Source organism: Butyrivibrio sp. INlla18 (assembly GCF_900103635.1).
Lineage (GTDB): Bacteria > Bacillota > Clostridia > Lachnospirales > Lachnospiraceae > Butyrivibrio.
This window is the reverse complement of record NZ_FMXK01000019.1, coordinates 47,984-70,256: the sequence shown is the minus strand read 5'-3', so window position 1 is coordinate 70,256 and position 22,273 is coordinate 47,984. Positions and strand designations below refer to the sequence as shown.

Genomic DNA, 22,273 nt, shown 5'->3' with positions numbered 1-22,273 from the left:
CTCCAGAATTAAATATTTTCAGTAATAAAAAACATTCTTCCGGAGGAGGGCGAACTCTCAGCAGTAAAGAGTTGTGAAGAAATACAGAAAATGTTAATCTTTTCATAGGCGGAAGTAGTGGTTTTGTTTTGGTGTGGTAACTTAAACAATACTCCTTTTAGGAGACACTATCTACCGCCTTTCTTAAAAGTAAAAACGCCGCGCCACAGCCTTGGCAGGCCGTCGCGCAGCGACTTAGTTCTACTGGAAGTTAATCGCTCTACAAATTTGAAGTTGCCTACATCTTCAATAAATTCATGACCAATGTTGTCATGATATCTTTTTCTTCTGGATTTGATTCTGCAATCATAAGTGTAATAGCAACGAGAGCTCCATCGCTAATGACTTTTTGACCATCTCGTATTAACGCATCATTTTTGTCTAAGAACTCTAGAAAAAGCGATGCTGCTATTCTCTTACAACCATCAGCAAATGGATGATCCTTTATCATAAAGTACAAAAGATTTGCAGCCTTTTCTTCTAATGATGGATATACCTCACCGCCAAATACATCTTGATATACTGCTGCAAGAATTCCTTCTACTTTTTCAGCTTCTTTTTCTACGCCAAATACATCTGAACTAAAACTGTCTTCCATATGATTAATCATATTTCTACAATCTTCATATGTGATTCGATAAACAGGCTTTTTGCCTCTTGGTTTACTCAGTGACTGATGATCATACTGATCCAAGAGAACAAGCGCGTCTGTATAAAGTTTTACTGCTCGAAGGACCTCTGCTTCTTCAATCTCCAAAGTGTTTGCAATAATCTTTGATTGAATCTCAACTGTCTTATTTAAGGCTGCCAGTCCCTTTTCATTGACTGCATAGCCCTTCATGATATATTGCTTTAGAACATTATTCGCCCATCGTCTAAAAGCAATACCTCTCTTTGAATTAACTCTATATCCAACAGATAGTATCATGTCCAAATTATAAATCTTCGGTTTTCTACCTCCAGAACTTTTGTCGGAAAAACCGACAGAAGTCTCATCAAGCTCTCCTTCAGAAAGAATATTGTTAATATGTTCACTTATTGTTGCATGCTTTACATCAAACAATTCTTCCATTTGCTTCTGTGTAAGCCACACTGTTTCCTTATCTGGACTTACTTGAACTTCAATATTCTTTTCACCATCTGTAAATAAAACAATTTCAGTTTTCATAACATCGGCTCCTCTTATATCTATCTTTTATTCTATCGTTTTACATCTAGAAACTCTACTTCGAATTGTCTTTCTCAACTACACTTAAATCCACGTAATCTTCTGGATATCCGCAACGTCGCAGATAGTCTTTACCGCCATCAACACATACTGCTCCACAAGAACATGATTTAAAATCATGTCTAGACACTGACTCTATAATATCTCCACATTTAAGACATTTGATGCAGTTTTTAATTATTACCATCATTTTCTGTTGAATCCAAATTATCACACAGTCTTGTTTTATCATATTATTCCTCATTTGTATATTTCTATGATATTAACTATACTAATAGAATAGTATGATCTGGTCAATACCAATAGTATAATTATCTATATTATTAATAAACGAGGTTAAAAAACATGAACGAAAATTATGGGGAGCAAATAAAAACCTATCGCATAAATTTAGGAATGACACAAAACCAGGTAGCAAAAGAACTTGATGTAACTCCAGGATACATCAGCAATGTTGAAAATGGGCGTACTGCCATGTCCCTTAGACTTCTTATTTACTATTCTAAACTTATGGGAATTACTTTAGATGAGCTTGTTGGAAAATTAGAACCAGCCTATCAAAAGTCGGCAACCGACAACGCTCTTTGGAATGCAATAAAAACACTTAATGATAATCAAAAAGAAAAGCTCTTGGCTACAATTAAAATATGGAAACAATAAAGAGCAGTTTATCTTTCGATAACTGCTCTATGTAACGTTCACCATTCGATTAGGGCGACAAATTTGAAGTTATCGATGTCCTTTCTCATAGAAAGAGCCCTACAAACTCCGATTTGTCATCGTCTATAAAACTGGAATATAACTAATTATTTCTTTTCTTCTGCCTCTATTTCCATTCTATAGATATAGGCAGTGCTTTTTCAGCTTGTCCTTCTGCCTATATTACATATTTAACAAAAGAGGCAGTAAAACGGCTTTTAGAAGTTAAAAGTTCATGCAGTAGACGGGCTTTTTGGAGACTTTGTAAGCAATTTTGCTGTCTTGAAAAACGTCAGTACTTGGCTTATGTCCTTTATAAGCCTAGTACTGCTACGTTTTTTACGAAGCGAGAGCGTCAGCAAAATGATTACAAAGCTCCAAAAAGCCCATCCACAACATAACCACCTTTTAACTCCAAAAAGCCCCTTACTTCATAAAGTCAAAGATACTGATCTGGTTGGAGTCTGGGATGTCTCCGAGAAGTCCCATGTCAGCCATCTTCTCCATTACTGTCTGTGGACACTTGGTTCTTTGCTTGAAATCATCCTTTGAAAGGAATGGTCCGTCCTTGGCTGCCTCCACAATCTGGTCTGCAGCTTTTTCACCCATACCATCGATACTGGTAAGAGATGGCATGATCTTGTCTCCAATTACCTGGAACTCACGAGACTTAACCTTGAAGATATCGATAGGAAGGAATTCGATTCCCCTCTCATACATTTCCTCAACAAGTCTCATATCGCCGTACTCAGCCTGCTGAGCATTTGTAAGCTCGTCCTTCTTGTTGTTGTACTCGCGCATGATAGCGTGAAGGTGATTCTCACCCTGACACATGTGCTCGTAGTTGAAGGCCTTAGCTCTGATACTAAACCATGCAGCATAGAAAGCCTGTGGTACATATACCTTAAAGTAAGCAATTCTCCAAGCCATCATAACGTACGCAGCCGCATGAGCCTTAGGGAACATGTACTTGATTTTTTTACAGGACCAGATATACCAGTCAGGAACGCCAGCCGCGATCATAGCCTCTTCCATTTCTGGCTTAAGTCCCTTACCTTTACGAACTGACTCCATGGTCTTGAAGGAAAGTGACTTGTCCATTCCCTTCTGGATCAGGTAGATCATGATATCGTCTCGACAACAGATGCAGGTATCGATAGTAGCCTTGCCTTCCTGAATGAGGGTCTGGGCATTGCCAAGCCAAACGTCCGTACCATGTGAAAGACCTGAGATACGGATAAGGTGGGACAATGATGTAGGCTGGGCATCGATAACCATCTGCATAGCGAAGTCAGTACCAAACTCAGGAAGTCCAAGACATCCAAGCTTGGTGCCGCCAAGCTGCTCAGGAGTTACTCCAAGAGCAGTTGTATTCATAAACAAACTCATTACATTCTTGTCATCAAGAGGTACAGTCTTAGGATCAAGACCTGTACAATCCTGAAGGAATCTGATCATGGTGGGATCATCGTGTCCGAGAATATCAAGCTTTAACAGGTTGTGGTCGATTGAATGGTAATCGTAGTGTGTTGTAATAGTAGCCGTTGTCATATCGTTGGCAGGATGCTGAACAGGACAGAATGAGTTAATATCCTCTCCAACAGGAAGTACTATGATTCCACCAGGGTGCTGACCTGTACCACGTCTGATACCAGTACAGCCCTGAACTATTCTGTTGATCTCACATTTTCTCTTGCTGGCTCCGATTCCGTCGTAGTATTTTTTGACGAATCCATATGCAGTCTTGTCCGCAAGAGCCGCAATTGTTCCAGCTCTGAAGGTCTGTCCATAGCCGAAGATAACTTCCGTATACTTGTGGGCCTTGGACTGATACTCTCCAGAAAAGTTAAGGTCGATATCAGGCTCTTTATCACCCTTGAATCCAAGGAAGGTCTCGAATGGGATATCAAAGCCGTCCTTGTTCATCATGGCGCCGCACTTAGGGCATCTCTTATCAGGCATATCGCAGCCTGAATTACCGCCGTATTTAAGTACGTCCTCAGAATCAAAGTCAGAATATTTACACTTAGGGCACACATAGTGCGGACTAAGGGAGTTAACCTCTGTGATACCTGACGTAAAGGCAACAAAGGAAGATCCTACGGAACCACGGGAACCTACCAGATATCCGTCCTCATTGGACTTCCAAACCAGCTTCTGAGCAATGATATACATAACCGCGAAACCGTTCTTGATAATAGAGTTAAGCTCTCTTTCAAGTCGTTCCTGAACTATCTCAGGAAGATTCTCGCCGTAGATCTCATGAGCCTTGTCATAACAGATCTTGGTCAGGATCTCATCAGAATTCTCGATTACAGGCGCGCACTTATCAGGTCGAACCGGCGAGATACTATCACACATATCAAGGATCTTTCTGGTATTGTCTATTACTATCTCTCTCGCCTTGTCGCCGCCAAGATAATCGAACTCTTCCATCATCTCATCTGTGGTTCTTAGGAAAAGAGGTGCAGGCTCCTCATCATTCATACCTTTACCGGCCATGATGATAGTCCTGTATATTTCATCTTCTGGATTTAAGAAATGGGCGTCGCAAGTAGCCACAACAGGCTTATTGAACTGCTCGCCAAGTCTTACGATCTCTTTGTTGATGTCTCTGATATCGTCATCACTATTAATATCTTCGTATCTCTCAGAATCAACCATGAAGTGGTTATTACCAACAGGCTGGATCTCAAGGTAGTCATAGAAGTCCACAAGTCTTGCAATCTCTTCTGGTGGTCTTCCTTCTACTACAGCGCCGTAAAGCTCACCAGCGCAGCAGGCACTACCAACAATGAGTCCTTCTCTATGCTTTATCAGCTCACTCTTAGGAATAAGAGGAAATCTTCTAAAGTAGTCAATGTGTGATTCACTGACAAGAGTATAAAGATTAACTCTTCCAAGAGTGTTCTTGGCAAGGATGATGCAGTGGTTTGGACGAAGATGTCTTATCATCTCCTTGGTTGGTTTACCCAAGATATTTACATCAGTAAGATTCTTAGCCTTCTGCTCTTTTAACATAGGAATAAACTTGTTAAAGATAAGGGCTGTACACTCAGCATCATCAACAGCTCTGTGATGGTGGTCAAGAACTACATTAAGAGTCTTGGCTACTGCATCAAGAGTATGCTTGGCCTGAAGTGGGAAGAAATACCTTGAAAGCCAGAGGGTATCTACTGTTGTGTAGTCCACATCAATTCCAAGTTCTTTACAGTTCTGATTGATAAAGCTGATATCAAAGCCTACGTTATGTCCTACAAGTACTGCATCTTTACAGAACTCCACAAACTTAGGAATGATAACTTCCCTTGTTGGAGCATCCATTACCATCTCATCTGTAATACTTGTGAGTTTCTCGATTCTGTAAGGAATTGGGACCTGTGGATTAATAAACTCTGAGAATCTATCTATGATCTCACCGTTTCTGATCTTAACAGCACCAATCTCAATGATCTTATTCTTAATAGGTGAAAAACCTGTTGTCTCAATATCAAATACTACAAAGGTAGTGTCATCAAGGGGCTGTCCCTTGTCATTTACTACAATCTCTTTGAGGTCGTCTACAAGATATGCTTCTACACCAAGAACAAGCTTAAAGAAATCCTGTCTCTCGATAGGAGGTTCTCCAGCTTCTTTTCTTCGTTTCTTTTCATCACTAAAAAGGTCTTCCCACACGTGGTTAGCAATAGTAAGGGACTGAACAACGCCGTGGTCAGTGATAGCGATACCTGGCATACCCCATTTGTAGGCCTGCTTAACTATGTCTTTTACCTCAGAAACACCATCCATATCGCTCATCTTGGTATGGCAGTGAAGCTCGACACGCTTAACATCAGCTCTATCTACTCTCTTAGATGTAAAGTCAGGAATCTTCTTGACTCCCACAACAGACTGAATAGACAGCTCGTGGTCAAACTTATCCACAGCTGCTATACCTTTGAGCTTAAGAAATGCACCAGGTTTAATATCCTTGGTGATATCAGGTACATCTTCTGTCTTAACGAACATCTTGACTGTGATGGAATCTGTAAAGTCAGTAATATCAAAGATAAGGATACTCTTTTCGTTTCTGATATCTCTTTTATCAAAGGCTATAACCTGACCATGGATAGTAACTTCGCCAAGCTCTCCAATAAGTTCAGAAAGCTTCATGGTCTCATCGTCAAAGTCACGTCCAAATATAACGTCAGGGTTATCTGACTTCTTGTAGCTTCCGCCGAAATCGCCTTTTTTGCCTGCCCATTTACCCTTGGTAAAGGAAGGAGTTGCAGCGCCGTTTGAGCTCTTTTGAGGCTCTGGCTTTTTCTCAGCTTCTGCCTTTGCTGCGGCTTCTTTTGCTTCCTTTTCTTCCTTCTGCTTTTTCTTTTCCTCTGACTCTGCCTCAGCAGCCTCGAGCTTTTTAGCCATCTTGGCTGACTCTGAAGAATAGTCAGGTTCCTTAGTTTCTTTTTCTACCTCAACAAATTCAGGGGTAATATCAACAGAAAGGCCGCATCTTTCATTGATGATCTTATCAAGTACTCGTACAAGATCTGGTGCCTTCTTTTTGCCTACTACGCTGTCTTCAAGCTTTATGACAACGCTCTTATCATTTGGGTATACAAAAGAAGCAGAACGAAAAAGACTATATTCCATATGGTCATAGTCTTTAAGTTCCATCTCAATGCTGTCTTTATAAATATCAATAAGATTCTCTGGAGTGTACTGAGCAGAAAGGGAAAACTTCTCGTAGATCTTGACCGTAAGATCTTGATTGCCGAAAAGCTGCTTTTTGATACCTGTCTCAGTCTTATAGATATCTTCTTTTTCTATTAACTTGTTACTTGATATATATACTCTGATAAAATCCTGTTTTCTTGTGGTAGACACCTTTTCAACCATGGTCTGTTCCATGATCTCTTTGGTATGGGCATCTAGCTTAAGAGCAGGAAATACCTCAAAAAAAGATTTTGACACGTTTCTCTTCCCCTAACAAAAATCTCGTTAAGCGATCACTTCCAGTGATCAAGTTCATCCTTAAGTACTGCAAGGAGCTGATCCTCAGGCACTTTTTTCACAACTTCTCCGTTCTTGATAAGAAGTCCTTCCCCGATGCCTCCGGCAATTCCTAGATCAGCCTCTTTGGCTTCTCCAGGGCCATTTACAGCACATCCCATAACTGCAACCTTGATATTAAGGTCATAGCTTTGAACCATGGTCTCAACCTGATTTGCAAGTCCAATAAGGTCGATCTTGGTTCTGCCACAAGTTGGACAAGATACAACTTCTATTCCGCCCTTTCTGATATCGAGGGTTCTGAGGATTGTCTTGGCTGTCTTGATCTCTTCTACAGGGTCCCCGGATAAAGATACTCTGATGGTATCGCCAATGCCTTCATTTAAGATGATTCCAAGACCAACTGATGACTTGATGTTGCCGCCATAAACTGTTCCAGCCTCTGTGATTCCTACGTGAAGTGGATACTGGCATTTCTGAGCAAGAAGCTCGTGGGCCTTGACGCAGAGCATAACATTTGAAGACTTGATACTAACAACCATGTTGTCATAGCCAAGATCCTCAATAATACCAATCTTATCAAGTGCACTCTCTACAAGGCCTTCAGCTGTCACTCCGCCGTACTTCTCAACTAGATTCTTTTCCAAAGAGCCGCTGTTAACGCCTACTCTGATTGGAATATTTCTCTCCTTGGCACAGCTTACAACTGCAGCAATTCTATCCTTTGAGCCGATATTACCAGGATTGATCCTGATCTTGTCAGCACCATTTTCTATAGCTGCAATAGCCATCATGTAATCAAAGTGGATATCAGCTACAAGCGGAATATGAATCTCCTTCTTGATCTCCTTAAGAGCAAGAGCCGCCTCCTCATTAGGAACTGTGCATCTGATGATCTCACATCCAGCGTCCTCTAATCTCTTTATCTGAGCAACTGTAGCCTTCACGTCTTCAGTTCTTGTATTGGTCATAGACTGTATAAGAATGGGGTTTCCTCCACCGATCACTCTGTCACCAATCTTTATAACCTTTGTATTATCTCTATATGCCATAGTCAAAACCTCATCTTGTAAACTTTGTAATATCATTAAACAGTACAAACACCATAAGACCAAGAAGTGCGATCATACCTATCATATGTACGAAACCTTCTTTTTCTGGTGGTACTTTTTTACCAAATATAACCTCAATGAACTGGAACACCAGTCTTCCTCCATCAAGGGCAGGGAGTGGCAGAAGGTTCATTACTCCAAGGTTAACTGATAAAAGAACTGTAAGAGAAAGCATGGTAAGTATCACTGAAGATATGCCATAAGGCTTGGTCTCCTGATAAGCATCATCTACGATCTTGACCATTCCTACAGGTCCAGAAACATCATCCTTTGAAAGCTTACCCTTAAATAAAAGAGCAAGGCTTCTGTATGTGGTCTTGAAATAATATCTTACTTCATACCAGGCATACTTAAGAGCCTGTGGCCCTTTGATCTCACCAAACTCTCCAAGGTAAACACCCATGTAATATCTTCCTGCTTCTTCGCTGTACTTTGGAGTAAGTGTTGTCTCGTAAGTCTTGCCGTCTCTTTCGTAGATAATATCCATTGGAGAGCCTTCAGCAAATTGGGAGATAAGTGTAACCTCGCCAGCCATGTAAACCTTTTCACCGTCAACACTGATGATCTTGTCACCAGGCTGCATTCCAGCTTCCTGAGCTGCAGAATCCTCTGTAAGCTCGTTGATAACAGGGAAATTCCAAGCTGAAAAGCTTACAAGCACGACAGCAAGAATGTAAGCAATGATGAAGTTTGCAAATGGTCCTGCAAAAAGAGTTGCGATCCTGCGCCAAACTGAGGCATTCAAAAATGAGTGCTCATCATAGCTTTCTTTTTCCTCTTCTACTGGGTCCATTCCATCAAATACACAAGCACCGCCAATAGGAAGGAGCTTGATGCTGTATAAGGTATCACCCTTCTTTTTCTTCCAAAGAGTTGGTCCCATTCCTACAAAAAATTCGTTAACTCTGATACCGCCAGATTTAGCGATGATAAAGTGTCCAAATTCATGGGATGTAACTAGTATTCCAAATATTACAAAAAATATAATCACGCTAATTGCCATATAAGATTTATGCCTCCAAGAAGTCGTAAGTCTCTTTTTCTGCAGCAAGGATAGCTGCTACATCAGGGTTATCAATTCTCTTGTGATGTCTCATAGCTTCCTCGATCATGTCATAGATCTGAAGATATCTGATGTCACCCTTAAGGAATCTGCGTACTGCCATCTCATTTGCTGCATTAAATACTGTAGGCATACTACCGCCAGCGTAAGCAGCATCAAAAGCAAGCTTAAGTCCTCTAAAGGTATCAGTGTCAGGCTTTTCAAAAGTAAGGCTTCCAAGTTCAAAGAGATCAAGCCTCTTTTCAGCCATAGGTCTTCTGTCTGGGTAAAAGAGTGCGTACTGAATAGGAAGCTTCATATCAGGCACACCAAGCTGCGCCATAACAGCTCCATCGCAGTACTGAACTGCACTATGAATAATGCTCTGAGGATGTATCAGAACCTGAATGTTATCAAGTGATACGTCAAAGAGCCATCTAGCCTCCATTACTTCAAGTCCCTTATTAACAAGAGATGAAGAATCAATAGTAACCTTTGGTCCCATGTCCCAGTTAGGGTGCTTGAGCGCATCCGCAGCTGTCATGTTCTCAAGTTCACTTCTCTTTTTGCCTCTAAATGGTCCGCCGCTGGCTGTTAAAAGAATCTTCTCTACCTTATCTTTGGGCTCACCATTCATTGACTGGAAGATTGCGCTATGCTCACTATCTACAGGAAGGATCTTAACTCCCATCTTGGCAGCAAGTGGCATGATGATGTGACCTGCGCACACTAGTGTCTCTTTATTAGCAAGAGCGATATCTTTGCCGCTCTCAATAGCTCTGATCGTAGGCTGGATGCCGATCATACCTACAACAGCTGTAAGTACTGTATCAGCTTCTGGAACAGATACGATCTCTAAAAGGCCTTCCATCCCGCCGTAAACCTTAACATCAAGGTCTTTCAGTCTGTCCTTCATGTCCTTTGCAGCATTTTCATCAAACATGCAGACATACTTTGGTTTAAATTCTCTGACCTGCTTCTCAACAGCATCTACGCTTCTATTAGCAGCAAGTCCTACTACTTCAAGTTCAGTATTATTATTTCTAACTACATCTAAAGTCTGGGTTCCAATTGAACCTGTAGAGCCCAGAAGCACTATTTTTCTCTTCATACAAAACCTATCCTTTTAATAAATAAACTACCTCTTACTATACCACTTACGAGCTTTTTTTCCTATACAAAGAACTTCCCCCTTACCATCCGCAGTTTTTTCTGTTACCTAAAAGGAAGATTTGTTTCAATCATTGTAATATTTGATGGTTATATGCTATAATTTTGTCCTGTGTGCATATGCACATTTAGTAATATGGAGGATTAAATATGAACAAAAAAATAATATTTTTTGCACTTTTCTCTGCGGTGGTGCTTGGTGGATGTACATCCGCTAATAATGAATCTGCTGAAGAAAGTAGTTCTCTTTTTGAGAGTGCAGATATTAGTACAATAGAAGCAAGTGAAGAAGTTAGTGCAACAAATGAAAGCTCAGACGAGTTATCTATTCAGATAGAGAATGAAGTAAATGAAGCAGTTTCTTCATGTGATAGTCTATCTGATGAGCTTGTAAAGATCGGTGAGATCTATGATAAATACGATAGTTATCGTATAAATGCATCTACTCAGACAGAAATGAACGAGAAAAGTGTATATGGCTTACAGGTATGGCAGGCAGAAGTTAACAGCCTCCTTTCTCGTTTAAAGGAAGCTGATCCTTCTAATTATGAAAGTAATCTCCTTCCTGAGCATCAGAACTGGGAAAAATACGTCGACACCATGAGCGAAAGAATGGCCTATGAATATGAAGGTGGTTCTATTCAGCCAATGATCATCATGTACAACAAAGCTATGAGATACAAGAATGATGCATATTCACTTGCAAGCACTCTTGCTGAACTAAAGGGAGAGGTTACATTCTCCTTACCTGACCATGAAGCTGATGGTTATTATGGCAACTATGATGGCGAAGACTATCTCATTATCAATGAGGGAATGGAAAGTGGTTCCTACAGCATACTTATTCATGTTGAAGGAAAAGATGAATTAAGAGGATACGCTACAATTAACCCTGATGCAGATGATTACTCTCTTGCTTTTACTAGTGAAGACGGTACAATCTCTGGATCAGTCAGCTACTTTGTTCTTGGGGCAACATTTTATGTAACAGAGTCTGATAACGCGTCTTTCAAGCCTGAAGAGGTTTATGATTTTACATTCTGCTATTAATTTAATTTTAAAAAATTAATATAAAAAATTGTTGGAGGAAAGAGTAATGTTTTGTAGTAAATGCGGAACAAAGATTGAAGACGGATCTGCATTCTGCCAGGCTTGCGGAGCACCAGTAGAAAACACTGCTGCGCCAAAAGAAGTTAAGGTAGAAGCACCTGCTTCTGCACCAGTTCAGGAGACAGCTAATGAGCCTGAACAGAAAAGCGCACAGGAGACAGCACAGAGTGCTGTAGCAAATGCCGGCGCTACAGTATCAAATATCACACAGAGTATCGGTAACAAGTTTGCTGATCCCAACCTTAAGGAAATCGCAGCTCATCCAGTTAAGTCTTTTAACAAAAAGGTTAACGAACTTGCCGGTGGCGAAGGCGTTGTAGAGCTTAAATTCCGTGATCTTTTTTCTGGTGTATTTGCAAAGCACTCTAAGGAGGATGCCGAAGATCTATTCATCTGTGGAACAAGCAAGACAACCCCTACTCAGGATAGAATCTCTACAGAATGGCCAAAGCCATGGCTCTTTGCTAGAATCTTCCTTGCTTTATTTGTTGCAACTATTGTTCTTTATTCACTTATAGTTTATTTCGGAAATGTAAATTGCGTTCCAGGGTACATGACCATGGGATCTTTCCTGGTTCCATTTTCAGTTCTGGTTTTCATTTTTGAAGTAAACGCACCAAGAAATATAAGTTTTTATGAAGTTTTGAAATATTTCTTTGTTGGAGGATGTCTATCTTTATTAGTAACGCTTATTCTCTTTAGATTCACCGGAGCAGGAGAAATTTCATACCTGGGCGCTATACTTATTGGTGTAGTTGAAGAAACCGGTAAATTTCTGGTAACAGCTTTTTATGTAAAGAGAACCAAGAAATGTACTTACATCCTTAATGGTCTTCTCATTGGCGCTGCTATCGGAGCAGGATTTGCTGCTTTCGAATCTTCAGGATATGCATTTACAAGTTTGTTTATCGGTCAGGGGTTAAGTATTGATAATGCTACACATACTATCCTTCTTCGTGCTGTATTAGCACCAGGTGGACATGTTCTTTGGGCAGCGATCGAAGGGGCTGCAATGATGATTGCATTGGATCACAAGGAATTTAGATCAAGCGTTCTTTTAAATAAGACCTTCCTTTCATTGTCCGGTATCTGCATTCTCATGCATGGTATCTGGGATATGCCTTTCCAGCTTCCATTCTACTTAAAGTACATCGTTCTTATTGCTGCATCCTGGATAGTACTTATCATCATGATCACTCGAGGTCTTGATGAAATCAATAAACTTAATCAGATCAGTAGTAATGAGCCAGCAGCCTAAGAATCAAGAATCCGAACATAAATACTGACACAAAAAAGAAGTAATCAGGAAACTCTGATTACTTCTTTTTTACATTTTAATGAGTAAACAATTTTATTAGAAATCTTATTATCATAGTGATGATATATATGATCTGATACAAAGGAATCGGAAAATATATCAAAAATATTTCAAGTAAATATATTTCCCAAAGATGCTCTACAGCCTCCCATCCATAGTACCACTCATGGGAGCCAAGTGATTCTATAAATTCTCTATTGGTTCCATTTATATACGCATCAACAAGTCCTCTAATAATAATGACCCAAAATAAAAGGGACACTATAAAAATGATAGTCGCTATTATAAATATAATATGTTTTACCTTTGATTGTCCCATTGCTAAGCCCTTTTCAAGTCATAAGCGGAAACAATACCGCTGCCAGGAAGTATATACAAGGGATAACAAAGATAACACTATCAAATCTATCAATTATACCGCCGTGGCCAGGAATTACATTTCCATAGTCCTTGATATCGTGATCACGTTTGATACCTGAGGCAAGGAGATCGCCAAGCTGAGCGATTATACTGCCCACAAAAGTTATAACTACAAGAACAATTATCACGCCTACATCATGGGTTTCTTTTACGTACAGTACATAGCCAAATATAGCTCCAACAAGTACTGATCCCAGAATTCCTCCAATTGAGCCTTCAATAGTCTTCTTTGGGGAAAGAATCGGTGCAAGCTTGTGTTTACCAAATGCTCTGCCTGCGAAATACGCACATGTATCACATACCCAGGCAATAAAAGGAATCCAAGCAAAATATTGTCCATAGGGACGCATTCTAAGAAGATAAACAAATGACATGCTAACAGGTGCATACACAAAGCTAAAAAACGCTGCTACAGCCTGCATTGACTTGTACTTAGGAAAACTAAGTACGTAGCACACCATTATCAAAAAGAATGCGAACAAAATAGAAAATACAAAGTATTTGTGGCTCTTGACCAGGATCATCTGAACATAATGCACGATGATAGATGCATAGCCGCAAATCTCCAATGCATTGACTTTTTGTCCTTCCTTATGAACCCCAAGTGCTCTTACGAGTTCATAGTAGCTGATAAATGAAACTATTGTTAGAACCGCCGCCAAAAGATATCCACCAGGAATAAGCACTCCGGCAAGTACCAGGGCAATAACGATTCCACTAATAACTCTTGTCTTCAATATTTAGTCCTAGCCTTATTTTTTTAGATCTGATCTGTCTTGAGACCGCCAAATTTGCGATTTCTCTTGCTGTAAGCTTCTACAGCTTTGAGCAGCTCAGCCTTATTAAAATCTGGCCATGCCACAGGAGTGAAATAAAACTCCGTATAAGCACACTGCCATAGCAGATAATTGGAAATTCTCTGCTCATTACATGTTCTGATAAGAAGATCTGGATCAGGAAGGAAGTTTGTATCAAGGTTCTCAGCGATCATCTTCTCAGATATATCTTCTGGGAGAACCTCTCCTGCCTTGACCTTATCTGCAATCTTTCTAACTGAACGTGTAATCTCGTCTCTACTGCCATAGTTGATGGCAATAGTAAATGTAAGACCTGTATTGCCAGCGGTTGCCTCTTCAAGCTCACCGATAGCTTTCTGGATATCTTCTGAAAGAGCACTGCGTTCACCGATAACTCGGCAACGCACATTGTTCTTCATAGACTTCTTGATACTGGTCTTTAAGTAATTACGCAAGATCGTCATGAGGGCAGAAACCTCTGCCTCAGGACGAGTCCAGTTCTCTGTTGAAAATGCATAAACTGTAAGGTACTTGATACCGATGTCTCTGGCATCTACCAAAATATCCTCAACAGCTTTAGCCCCCTGCATGTGTCCATAATTTCTAGGCATGCCCTTTTCCTTGGCCCACCTTCCATTTCCATCTAAGATTATGGCTACATGCTCAGGTACATTCATAACTTCTTCCATAGCTTATACCGTCATGATCTCTTTATTCTTGTCTTCGATAACTGTATCAATATCCTTGATGAACTTGTCAGTGATCTTCTGAAGCTCATCGTTAAGATCATTGATCTCATCCTCAGAAACATCTGATCCCTTAAGCTTCTTGAGTGCATCGTTGCCGTCACGTCTTACATTTCTAACTGCAACCTTAGCATCCTCACCCTTCTTACGGATATCCTTAGTAAGCTGTTTTCTGCGTTCCTCAGTAAGCTCTGGGAAAACAAGTCTGATGATAGCACCATCATTACTTGGAGTGATACCGAGCTCTGATGTCATAAGTGCTTTCTCAATATCCTTGATAAGAGCCTTGTCCCAAGGTGCGATCTGGATGATTCTAGCCTCTGGAACGGAAATATTACCAACCTGGTTAAGTGGCGTTGGTGTTCCATAATAATCTACCTTAATCTTATCAAGTACGTGTGGATTAGCTCTTCCAGCACGGATAGAAGCAAGATCCTCCTTAAGAAAGTCGAAGGATTTTTGCATTTTGTCGCTATATTCTTTTAATTTCTCGTTCATACCTATTCCTCCTTAAAATTCCAATAATCAGTCAACAGTAACTGTTGTTCCATTGAAATTTCCGTCTGCTGCCTTTACAATGCTGTTCTCTTCCTGAAGAGAGAATACTCTCATAGGAACCTTATTGTCTCTTGCAAGGATAGAAGCTGTCATATCTACTACCTGAAGATTCTGAGCTACCACATCATCGATTGAAATAGTGTCATATCTCTTAGCATTAGGGTTCTTGGCAGGATCACTGTCATATACTCCGTCGATTGCCTTAGCAAGAAGGAGGTAATCAGCCTCTACCTCAATAGCCCTTAAAACAACTCCTGTATCAGTTGAGAAATATGGATGACCTGTACCGCCTGCAAAGAACACAACCATACCCTTTTCGAAATACTTGTTTGCTCGATCCTTTGAAAAGAGCTTTGTAAATGATCCACATTCAAAAGGAGTAAGAATGTTAGTCATCATCCCTTCACTTCTGAATATCTCTGATACATAGATACAATTCATGATTGTAGCAAGCATGCCAATCTGATCAGCCTTAACGCGATCAATGTTCTCGCTGGTTCTGCCTCTCCAGAAATTACCGCCACCGATAACGATACCTACCTGAGTTCCCTTATCAGTAAGCTGCTTGACCTGAAGTGCTACCTTTCTGACAGTCTCTTCATCGAAGCCTGTCTTTTTATCACCAGCAAGCGCTTCTCCGCTGAGTTTTAATAATACTCTCATAATATCTCCATTTTACCTGATAAAATTACTTGTTCTTAAGTCCTTCAAAGAACTCTGATGGATTAACATCAGCATATGCCTGTGAGCACATACCTTCGATAACAGCACCATTGTTGATCTGTACTGACTGAGACTTGATGTTACCCATTACGATAGCTGTTGTATCAAGAACAACTGGTCCGTGAACGTCGATGTCGCCCTTTACAGCGCCTGCGATAACTGCGCTTGATCCAAAGATGTTACCAACGATAACTGTGCTCTGGCCAACCTTTACGCTGCCCTTACTCTTAACTTCACCTGTGATTCTTGCTGCCTCAGCATAGATCTCTGCTGCTTCTGAATCACCTGTGATCTCACCTGTTACATTAAGTTTACCAAGGCACTGGATGTTACCTGTAACCCTTCCTACAAGATCAAGTGATCCTGTTGTCTGAATGTCACCGTTAATGACCATTCCTTCAGTAATGCTAGCTGTTTCATCTGTTGGTGTCTGCTGTTCGAATTCCATATTCTCTTCCCCCCCGTAATTAGTTGTTGTATCTGATACATTGCTCTCTGCAATATATTCATCAATGTGTTCTGAATTGATAGCCTCTATTGCACTCTTAGGCTCCTCATATGCTGTCTCAGCAGCTGTCTGCTCTTCGATCTTGTGCTCAAGCTCTTCGATCTCTGAAGCCTCGTCTGTAGGCTCCTTAGCAGGTTCCTCTACGACTTCCTCAACAGTCTCTTCAGCTGGAGTCTCCTCAGGCTCAACTGTCTCAGGAGCATCTGCAACTGACTCATCAACTATCTCTTCTACTTTTTCTACTTCCTCTGATACCTTTTCTGCATCTTCGGCAGTTCCGATATCATCAAGTTTAATATCATCAAGACGATTTAACATGCTGTCGATATCAACCTTCTCAGGTCTTAACTCTTTTGTAGAATCTTCTTTCTGATTTTCTTTATCAAGATTGTCTGCTTCTGCAAGCTTATCTTCTGGCATGAGTGTATTCACAGCCTGAGATAGATCGCTCTTTAACTCAGAAAAAAATCCCATCCTGACATCCTCCATTCATACTTTCTAGATTATTTTTTGATATGTTGAACCGGTAACGTATCCTCAGTTATCGGTACTATCACTGTGTTATCCATTGCCTGTATTGCTTCTATGATCTCAGGTAATGCCTCAACTGTGTACTTCTTGTCAGCCGCGTCGTGCATGAGCACTACGCAATGCTTGTACTTAGGTATATTACTTACGATGTTGTTATAGACTGTTTCCTTTGTAGCCCCTGCCTTGTCATCATTGGCAGATACATTCCAGTCGAAATATGTTACGCCCTGTTCATCAAGAAATTTCTCATACTCTGCTACATCATCCTTGATGACCTTATTGGAGCTTCCACCTGGGAATCTGTAAAATACGGAATCAACATCCGTAGTATCATACAAAAAGATCTTGATCTTCTTGAAATCATCTTTGAAAGAATCAAGTGACGCATATATATCTTTGTAACTGTGACTATAGGAGTGCATACCAAGAGTATGTCCCTCATCCACAATTCTCTTATATAAATCTGTATACTTGGAATCTGGCTTGCCGCAAACAAAGAAGGTAGCTTGGACACCATACTGATCTAATATATCAAGTATCTCTCCAGTTGAAGAGCTAGGGCCATCATCAAAGGTAAGATAGACATACCTCGTCCCCTCAATATCCTCAGGGTTCTGAGCTGCGCTGGCATTGGCAACACCATAATCCCACTGGATCTCACCATTATCAGCGCTTGTATCTCCTCCACTATCTCCCGAATCCGAAGCCGCTAAAATGGACTTCTCATCGCCATATCTGTCTCTGTACCAATTAAGGTCAGCTTCACTTTTCTCGTATTTGGTCCTAAGTCTGTCATATCTGACAGCTAATATCAAACATATGCACGTAGGAATCAGGCAAGCAGCAACTACAGTAAAAACAATCGCTCTTCGTAACTTTTGTATCTTTTTACTGTAAACTTTCTTTTGCTTTCTCTCTCCAGTTCCTGACGCCATTACTACAAATCTCTTTCAAAAATAGTGTATAACCAGTGTATAGTATAGCATAGTTTTTCTCATTATAAAAGCCAATCCAAAAGGATTGGCTTTGATCATTTTCTAGCTGAAGCATACGTTAAAATGTAACTATCATAGTCCTTGGTATTGTATCCAAGAATCTGAGAATTAGTGCTACCTCCGTAAAAGGTATATCCGTAATCAGCGATGTTTACTGCGTCGAATCCAACTGCCCTTCCGTTCTTCATGAAAACAGTCCTAACTCCAACTCCCTGAATATCACTCTCAGAATAGTTTGTAGCACTGACTTCTAGGTACTTGTCATTATGGCTGGCATCAACAGATATCATGGAATATGAGCATTTGTCAGTTGTTCTTATGTCAAACGAATAATCATAGTCTGCAACTCCGTTTAGATCTTCATTGAGGAACTGACCATATAATATAAACTGCTGACCATTTCTAACTGCATCCAAATAATCATGAACCTTGGAAAGTACATTTCCATTTCCATCAGTTGCTATGAAGTTCGAGGAAATAGCAATATCTTCACCAGTTTCGTTAGTAGCAACTAGTATATAGTATGTGCACCAGCCGTAAATATCTGGTACAATGTACTCTTCATCAATTCTTATTCCTTCTGCCTTTTCTTCGGCAGCATATACAACTGTAGATGGAGCCACACAATGATTCACATTTAAAAGAAAAACTACAGACATTCCCAATGTGACAATTAAAGAAAGAAATTGTTTTCTCATAGATATCCCTCCACCAACAAAAGATTTTTAGTGTGTAAGAATATTATCTTAGAAAAAACAATTTTTTTCGATAGGTTTGGAGTAGATTTAATCCTTTTTTTAACTATCTAAATTATCTATAAACCGCCATTTTATGCGAACTACATCTAGTAAATCAATTTCGGTATACTACAGAATATGCTCCTAGATCTTCCACAATATAATTGTTCTCACCATCAAAAAGAGACAGCTCAGTACTTGATACCACAAACACAGTATCTGCATATTCTAAAGCCGTTATATTCTCAGGAAGATCATCAAAAATAAAATTGCCAAAACTCTTTGCTGTCCTGAACATTGCCCCTTCATCCTCATAAACAGCGGTATCATTGAATCGCACAGGATCATAGTCTGTATAATAAAGGGCAAGTACAAATGGAGCAGAAAGACCATCATAAGTTGAGTAGATAGGCCTGTCATCTCCAGCCACTTCATAGGCTCTTGCAATCGCTTCTCCATAATCTGGCATAAATATGCTTATTGCCTGCTTATTAAAATCTGTGAAATAGTCCTTCGCAAAAGAAAAATCTGCAAGCAAAACAATAAACACTATGATCATTGCAAGTTTATGACTCTGAGCCAAAACAAAATCAAAACCTCTTACAAAAGCATAGATCAATGGAATGAACATTGTCACCATTCTACCTATATCAGTTTCAACTGCTATTGAAAGAATAAAGTTTGCAATCAAAAAAGCTGTTAACGCTGCGTTTTTGCAGTAATACTCATCTTTAACCTGGTCTTCTGTTTTTTTGAGTCCACTGACAAAGTCCCTAAATACCAGAAAAAGCCCAATAAAAATGATTGGAAAAGTAAACTCAAATAAAGTCGAATATCCTGGATAAAAATGACACAGCATATCTTCATCATTGCCCACAGTAAGAACAAGACCTAAGATCCTGATATTATTAAGAAGTCTATGGGGAAGAGATGAATCCAGTGTCAGAAAAACTTCTCCGCTTCTTGTTGCTGTGAGCTTGTTTATGCAAAAATAGTCTGTGATGATTTCTGGTAAGCCCAAGAAATTAACTGCATAGAACATAAATAGTGGAAAAAAGATCACCATAAATGTCAACGCAGAAAGGATAAGCTGTTTTATAGAAATTGTCTGTTTTACCAGAGCATAAGTACAAGCAATAACTATAAACATTGGGATTACCATAGTTCCTGCGCCATATCCATACATTCCTACCGCAAAAAGTCCGGCGCTAAGTACATACGAGGCTGTCGTTTTTTTTCTAAGTGCCACCAAAAAAGCATATAATGCAATGATCTGTAGAAATGGCATTATATTGCTATCAAGGCTCCACCTGCTGAGAATAACATGCCATGGACAGATTGCCAAAAATGCCGTTCCTATAATGGATAGACGATTTCTTTTTCCATCATATTCAGGCGAGGAAAAGAGCTCTTTTAACACAAAAAAGAAGAAAAAAACAGTAGCAATTCCTAGAATAGCAGGAAGAAGCCTTAACTTGACTACGCCTGTCCCAAAAAGCTTAATGGAAATCATATTAAGATATATCATGAGTTCACTGTTTCCACCACTTCCAAAAGCAAGGGGATGAACAGGATAAGCGTATCCATTCCTGTCTACTCCATATTTAGCAAGCGCGTATGCCTCATAGCCAATTGAAGCCTCGTCCTGCTGAAGGCCATTTGGAACACTTCCCAGCCAAAAAAGTCTCAGAAATGTAGTAACCATCATTATAGCCACAAAGAGAACATTGGTTATCTTTGAAGATAGATCCTTTGACACATCTATAGTTGTTCTATTTTTCTTTTTGCAAATAATTACAGCTGCTGCACCAATAATGATGCATGCAGCTGTAGCTATATAATTGTAATAATCAATTATTCTCATGTTTTATCTCGCATTCATTGCTGCGTTCCAATCAGCAATTCCCATAAATGCAGCAGATTTCTGAATATAAGCACCTGCGTTTGATCCATTCATCTGCTGGTAATATTCAAAGGCAAGCTTTCTTGAACCATCCTGCCTTGTAAGACCTACTGCAAGTCCCTGAGATACTTCCAAAGGATAATCAGTCTGTCTGTTAAATGCTATGAGCTTGATGTACTGGTTGGTTGCAACTCTCTGGTAAGCATATACGATTGCTGCTGCCTGAGCCTCTTCTCCCTGAGTTGATGAATAACCAACTTCTGTTAAGAGAATAGGTCTAACAGCACCCTTAGAATTTCTCATAGCTGGCTGACACATGTAATCTGTCAGCTGCTCTATATTTTCCATTGAAAGATATGGAGTGTCAATACTATGAGTGGTCATAGCCGCTGTTGTTGCATTCTTTGGTGTCCAGAAGCTTGTCCATGTCATTGGATAGTTGTATGGATGCTCTGCAAGGGCCCAGTCAATGTTACCCTGAGCTGTGATGCATGAGTTGATAGCTTCAAGGGTAGCTCTTGCTGAATAATAGCTTCCTGGATTGTGGATGTGTGTCCAATTCTGATCAAGACTTACACATACATAGGCATTGGCATTTCTGCTCTTTATAGCATTGTAGCATACCCTGAGCTCATCTGCGTAGAGCTGAGCATAAGTCATAAGATCTGAAACACCTGAATAATTCCAGATGTTCTTGGCATTAACCTCATTACCAATTACCCAGTTATCAACCTGTCCCTGGCCATTGGCTCCGTTATATCTAAAGGCAAGATAAGAAACTACAGCCTCTAAGTACTCAAGTCCCTTATCCTCAGAAGTGTTCATCATGTAATATGTAGCTCTTCCGCCTCTTGAACTAGGAGAGATCATGAACTCTTCTCCTGCTGCTCTAGGGTTTAAAAGAACCATAGTAACGCCCATCCCCTGCTGTGTGCATGTTCTAACGCAGTGGTCATACTGGCTAAGGTAAGATGAATCAAAATAGTAGGTCTTACCATTGTATTCATAGATAACCTGTCCGTTACCACCAATAACATCTTCTAAGTTGATGTTGTAGGCTGCCTGCTGAACACCAAGCTGTGAAGCCTCTGTATTGCCGTTACCGATCTTGGCACCGTCAAGGATAAGGCCTTTTTTACCATTGTTCTTACGAGCTGGTGAATTAGAAGCAAGAGCCTCAGGATTGGTAATATAACGAGCTCCTGTTACTGGAACATAAGCTCCGCCCTGAAGGACAGCCACCTGAAACTTGTCATAAAGATGACATGAAGTTGTCTTGTGTCCAAGAGGAATTGAGAATGTAGCATTGGCTCCAAGTGGCACTGATGCTACTGGTGCACCGGCAACTGTTCCCTGATAGACTTTTTCTGCAAAAAGATAATACTTGCCATCGTCACTGGCTGGAATATCAGACGCAGATACTGTAACTACTACGTTCTCGCCTGCAATTGAAACCGAGCCAATAGAAACAGCTCCTGTTCCTGCCGCGTAGCTTGTAGTACCTGTTAGAGAAAAGACACTTAGAACTACGATTGCACCAATAAGTGCATAAGAAAGTGCTGAAAAGCTCTTCTTTGTCATACGTAACCCCGCATATAAAAATTTATCAAAAATTTGATAGTAATATTAATAATATCTGCTA

Annotated in this window: 18 protein-coding genes; 3 read left to right on the top strand and 15 right to left on the bottom strand. The window is 40.1% G+C overall.

The annotated features are described in order from the left end of the window. Positions 1 to 277: 277 nt before the first annotated feature. Entirely contained in the window at positions 278 to 1,207 is a 930-nt protein-coding gene (gene rhuM, locus BLS24_RS13185) for a RhuM family protein (protein ID WP_091760050.1), read from the bottom strand. A 55-nt stretch (positions 1,208 to 1,262) separates the two neighbouring features. Then, on the bottom strand, positions 1,263 to 1,454 hold the full coding sequence (locus BLS24_RS15635; protein ID WP_091760064.1) for a DUF7695 domain-containing protein: 192 nt from the start codon (positions 1,452 to 1,454) through the stop codon (positions 1,263 to 1,265). Positions 1,455 to 1,612: 158 nt separating this feature from the next. Between BLS24_RS15635 and BLS24_RS13175 the strand changes: the two genes are divergently transcribed. Next, positions 1,613 to 1,927, top strand: coding sequence for a helix-turn-helix transcriptional regulator (locus tag BLS24_RS13175; RefSeq protein ID WP_091760047.1), 315 nt, complete (start codon positions 1,613 to 1,615; stop codon positions 1,925 to 1,927). A 465-nt stretch (positions 1,928 to 2,392) separates the two neighbouring features. Here the strand turns inward: BLS24_RS13175 and BLS24_RS13170 are convergent, their stop codons facing one another. Genes BLS24_RS13170 through BLS24_RS13155 form a run of 4 tightly spaced genes read right to left on the bottom strand, consistent with a single transcriptional unit; the run spans position 2,393 to position 10,226 of the window. Next, a complete protein-coding gene (locus tag BLS24_RS13170) occupies positions 2,393 to 6,922 on the bottom strand; it encodes a PolC-type DNA polymerase III (protein WP_091760044.1) in 4,530 nt (1,509 codons plus the stop codon). A 35-nt stretch (positions 6,923 to 6,957) separates the two neighbouring features. Beyond that, complete coding sequence (gene ispG / locus BLS24_RS13165; protein WP_091760041.1) at positions 6,958 to 8,013, bottom strand: flavodoxin-dependent (E)-4-hydroxy-3-methylbut-2-enyl-diphosphate synthase; 1,056 nt, start codon at positions 8,011 to 8,013, stop codon at positions 6,958 to 6,960. A gap of 10 nt (positions 8,014 to 8,023) precedes the next feature. Next, positions 8,024 to 9,076, bottom strand: coding sequence for an RIP metalloprotease RseP (gene rseP, locus BLS24_RS13160; RefSeq protein ID WP_091760038.1), 1,053 nt, complete (start codon positions 9,074 to 9,076; stop codon positions 8,024 to 8,026). A 7-nt stretch (positions 9,077 to 9,083) separates the two neighbouring features. Next, positions 9,084 to 10,226: a 1-deoxy-D-xylulose-5-phosphate reductoisomerase gene (locus BLS24_RS13155; protein ID WP_091760035.1), complete on the bottom strand. Its 1,143-nt coding sequence runs from the start codon at positions 10,224 to 10,226 to the stop codon at positions 9,084 to 9,086. Between the two features lie 209 nt (positions 10,227 to 10,435). Between BLS24_RS13155 and BLS24_RS13150 the strand changes: the two genes are divergently transcribed. Together BLS24_RS13150 and BLS24_RS13145 are read left to right on the top strand one after the other, a co-directional pair. Beyond that, entirely contained in the window at positions 10,436 to 11,335 is a 900-nt protein-coding gene (locus BLS24_RS13150; RefSeq protein WP_091760032.1) for a lysozyme inhibitor LprI family protein, read from the top strand. A gap of 46 nt (positions 11,336 to 11,381) precedes the next feature. Beyond that, a complete protein-coding gene (locus BLS24_RS13145) occupies positions 11,382 to 12,653 on the top strand; it encodes a PrsW family glutamic-type intramembrane protease (protein WP_091760029.1) in 1,272 nt (423 codons plus the stop codon). Positions 12,654 to 13,045: 392 nt separating this feature from the next. Here the strand turns inward: BLS24_RS13145 and BLS24_RS13135 are convergent, their stop codons facing one another. The 9 genes from BLS24_RS13135 to BLS24_RS13095 all read right to left on the bottom strand — a co-directional run bounded on the left by BLS24_RS13135 (position 13,046) and on the right by BLS24_RS13095 (position 22,212). Then, complete coding sequence (locus tag BLS24_RS13135) at positions 13,046 to 13,870, bottom strand: phosphatidate cytidylyltransferase (protein ID WP_091760023.1); 825 nt, start codon at positions 13,868 to 13,870, stop codon at positions 13,046 to 13,048. 23 nt (positions 13,871 to 13,893) lie between these two features. After that, entirely contained in the window at positions 13,894 to 14,619 is a 726-nt protein-coding gene (locus BLS24_RS13130) for an isoprenyl transferase (protein WP_242872305.1), read from the bottom strand. A 3-nt stretch (positions 14,620 to 14,622) separates the two neighbouring features. Continuing rightward, a complete protein-coding gene (gene frr / locus BLS24_RS13125; protein ID WP_091760020.1) occupies positions 14,623 to 15,174 on the bottom strand; it encodes a ribosome recycling factor in 552 nt (183 codons plus the stop codon). Positions 15,175 to 15,201: 27 nt separating this feature from the next. Further along, the gene (gene pyrH, locus BLS24_RS13120; RefSeq protein WP_071175613.1) at positions 15,202 to 15,897 is read right to left on the bottom strand and encodes a UMP kinase; all 696 of its coding nucleotides are present in this window, start codon (positions 15,895 to 15,897) and stop codon (positions 15,202 to 15,204) included. Positions 15,898 to 15,922: 25 nt separating this feature from the next. Next, complete coding sequence (locus tag BLS24_RS15460; protein WP_242872304.1) at positions 15,923 to 16,939, bottom strand: polymer-forming cytoskeletal protein; 1,017 nt, start codon at positions 16,937 to 16,939, stop codon at positions 15,923 to 15,925. Positions 16,940 to 16,968: 29 nt separating this feature from the next. After that, positions 16,969 to 17,931, bottom strand: a complete 963-nt coding sequence (locus BLS24_RS13110; protein WP_091760017.1) for a polysaccharide deacetylase family protein — start codon at positions 17,929 to 17,931, stop codon at positions 16,969 to 16,971. Between the two features lie 95 nt (positions 17,932 to 18,026). Beyond that, complete coding sequence (locus BLS24_RS13105) at positions 18,027 to 18,689, bottom strand: hypothetical protein (protein ID WP_091760015.1); 663 nt, start codon at positions 18,687 to 18,689, stop codon at positions 18,027 to 18,029. A 154-nt stretch (positions 18,690 to 18,843) separates the two neighbouring features. Further along, the gene (locus BLS24_RS13100; RefSeq protein WP_091760012.1) at positions 18,844 to 20,592 is read right to left on the bottom strand and encodes an ArnT family glycosyltransferase; all 1,749 of its coding nucleotides are present in this window, start codon (positions 20,590 to 20,592) and stop codon (positions 18,844 to 18,846) included. A 3-nt stretch (positions 20,593 to 20,595) separates the two neighbouring features. Then, positions 20,596 to 22,212 (bottom strand): DUF5722 domain-containing protein, encoded by a 1,617-nt coding sequence (locus BLS24_RS13095; protein ID WP_091760009.1) that lies wholly within the window; start codon positions 22,210 to 22,212, stop codon positions 20,596 to 20,598. Positions 22,213 to 22,273 lie beyond the last annotated feature (61 nt).